The organism is Stenotrophomonas sp. TWI273 (assembly GCF_039674765.1).
Classification (GTDB): domain Bacteria; phylum Pseudomonadota; class Gammaproteobacteria; order Xanthomonadales; family Xanthomonadaceae; genus Stenotrophomonas.
The window spans coordinates 2,501-5,541 of the sequence record NZ_JBDJOA010000039.1; the positions used below are offsets into that span (position 1 = coordinate 2,501).

General features: G+C 53.5%; 2 rRNA genes (1 of these 2 cut by a window edge). Both read left to right on the plus strand.

From position 1 onward, the window contains the following. Window positions 1-2,774: ribosomal RNA gene (locus ABE571_RS18735) — 23S ribosomal RNA — on the plus strand; it begins 105 nt to the left of the window's first position. A 125-nt stretch (window positions 2,775-2,899) separates the two neighbouring features. Then, a 5S ribosomal RNA gene (gene rrf / locus ABE571_RS18740) occupies window positions 2,900-3,014 on the plus strand. Window positions 3,015-3,041: the final 27 nt, after the last annotated feature.

Below are 3,041 nucleotides of genomic sequence, written 5' to 3' on the forward strand. Positions count from 1 at the left end.
GGTAATGTCCGAATGGGGAAACCCACCCGCTTGCGGGTATCCTGCAGTGAATACATAGCTGCTGGAAGCGAACCTGGTGAACTGAAATATCTAAGTAACCAGAGGAAAAGAAATCAACCGAGATTCCCTGAGTAGCGACGAGCGAACGGGGACTAGCCCTTAAGCTGGAATGGTTCTAGAAAAACAGCCTGGAACGGCTGGCCATAGAAGGTGATAGCCCTGTATTTAAAAGGGCCACTCCAGTGAAGACGAGTAGGGCGGGGCACGTGAAACCCTGTCTGAACATGGGGGGACCATCCTCCAAGGCTAAATACTACTGACCGACCGATAGTGAACCAGTACCGTGAGGGAAAGGCGAAAAGAACCCCGGAGAGGGGAGTGAAATAGATCCTGAAACCGTGTGCGTACAAGCAGTAGGAGCTCGAAAGAGTGACTGCGTACCTTTTGTATAATGGGTCAGCGACTTACTGTTCGTGGCAAGCTTAACCGTATAGGGGAGGCGAAGGGAAACCGAGTCTGATAAGGGCGCATAGTCGCGGGCAGTAGACCCGAAACCGGGTGATCTAGTCATGGCCAGGGTGAAGGTGCCGTAACAGGTACTGGAGGCCCGAACCCACGTCTGTTGCAAAAGACGGGGATGAGCTGTGATTAGGAGTGAAAAGCTAATCGAACCCGGAGATAGCTGGTTCTCCTCGAAAGCTATTTAGGTAGCGCCTCATATGTATCCTCTCGGGGGTAGAGCACTGTTATGGCTAGGGGGTCATCGCGACTTACCAAACCATTGCAAACTCCGAATACCGAGACGGACTGTATGGGAGACACACGGCGGGTGCTAACGTCCGTCGTGAAAAGGGAAACAACCCAGACCCACAGCTAAGGTCCCAAATTCACTGCTAAGTGGAAAACCATGTGGAAAGGCACAGACAGCCAGGAGGTTGGCTTAGAAGCAGCCACCCTTTAAAGAAAGCGTAATAGCTCACTGGTCGAGTCGGTCTGCGGGGAAGATTTAACGGGGCTAAGCAGTGAACCGAAGCTTGGGGTGTGCATATTTATATGTACGCGGTAGAGGAGCGTTCCGTAAGCCGTTGAAGGTGGATTGAGAAGTCTGCTGGAGGTATCGGAAGTGCGAATGCTGACATGAGTAACGATAATGCGGGTGAAAAACCCGCACGCCGAAAGCCCAAGGTTTCCTTGCGCAACGTTAATCGGCGCAGGGTGAGTCGGCCCCTAAGGCGAGGACGAAAGTCGTAGTCGATGGGAAGCAGGTTAATATTCCTGCACCTCGCGTAAGTGCGATGGAGGGACGGAGAAGGTTAGGTGTACCCGGCGTTGGTTGTCCGGGGGAAAGGCGGTAGGTTTGGATCTTTGGCAAATCCGGGATCCTTTAAGACCGAGCACCGAGACGAGCCTTTAAGGCGAAGTCACTGATACCACGCTTCCAGGAAAAGCTCCTAAGCTTCAGCTTACGCAGACCGTACCGTAAACCGACACAGGTGGGTAGGATGAGAATTCTCAGGCGCTTGAGAGAACTCGGGTGAAGGAACTAGGCAACATGGCACCGTAACTTCGGGAGAAGGTGCGCCCTTTTTGGTGGCTCATGCGAGCTATAGCTGAAGAGGGCCGCAGTAACCAGGCCGCTGCGACTGTTTATCAAAAACACAGCACTCTGCAAACACGAAAGTGGACGTATAGGGTGTGACGCCTGCCCGGTGCTGGAAGGTTAATTGATGGGGTCAGCCGCAAGGCGAAGCTCTTGATCGAAGCCCCAGTAAACGGCGGCCGTAACTATAACGGTCCTAAGGTAGCGAAATTCCTTGTCGGGTAAGTTCCGACCTGCACGAATGGCGTAACGACAGCGGCGCTGTCTCCACCCGAGACTCAGTGAAATTGAAATCGCTGTGAAGATGCAGCGTTCCCGTGGCAAGACGGAAAGACCCCGTGAACCTTTACTATAGCTTTACACTGAACGTTGAGTTCGTCTGTGTAGGATAGGTGGGAGGCTATGAAACTGTGGCGCTAGCTGCAGTGGAGCCATCCTTGAAATACCACCCTGTCGTGCTTGACGTTCTAACCTAGGTCCATAATCTGGATCGGGGACCGTGTATGGTGGGTAGTTTGACTGGGGCGGTCTCCTCCTAAAGAGTAACGGAGGAGCTCGAAGGTACGCTCAGCGCGGTCGGACATCGCGCACTGTGTGCAAAGGCATAAGCGTGCTTGACTGCAAGATCGACGGATCAAGCAGGTAGGAAACTAGGACTTAGTGATCCGGTGGTTCTGTATGGAAGGGCCATCGCTCAACGGATAAAAGGTACTCCGGGGATAACAGGCTGATACCGCCCAAGAGTTCATATCGACGGCGGTGTTTGGCACCTCGATGTCGGCTCATCACATCCTGGGGCTGTAGTCGGTCCCAAGGGTATGGCTGTTCGCCATTTAAAGTGGTACGCGAGCTGGGTTCAGAACGTCGTGAGACAGTTCGGTCCCTATCTGCCATGGGCGTTGGAGATTTGAGAGGGGCTGCTCCTAGTACGAGAGGACCGGAGTGGACGAACCTCTGGTGTTCCGGTTGTCACGCCAGTGGCATTGCCGGGTAGCTATGTTCGGAAGCGATAACCGCTGAAAGCATCTAAGCGGGAAGCGCGCCTCAAGATGAGATCTCCCGGGGCACAAGCCCCCTGAAGGAACCATATAGACTATGTGGTTGATAGGTCAGGTGTGTAAGTACAGCAATGTATTGAGCTAACTGATACTAATGATCCGTGTGGCTTGACCATATAACCTCAAGTTGCCTTGGCCGACATGACATGTCGATAGATCCCAAGTGCACGCTACGTCACAAGACTTACGAGAGGCAGGCGCCTTATCCGTTTCTTTAGGATGGCGACGCTCCAACTGTCTCCCTGGTGAAATTAGCGCTGTGGAACCACCCGATCCCATCCCGAACTCGGAAGTGAAACGCAGCTGCGCCGATGGTAGTGTGGCCTAAGCCATGCGAGAGTAGGTCATCGCCAGGGTTTTTACCCCGAAAACCCCGCTGCTCA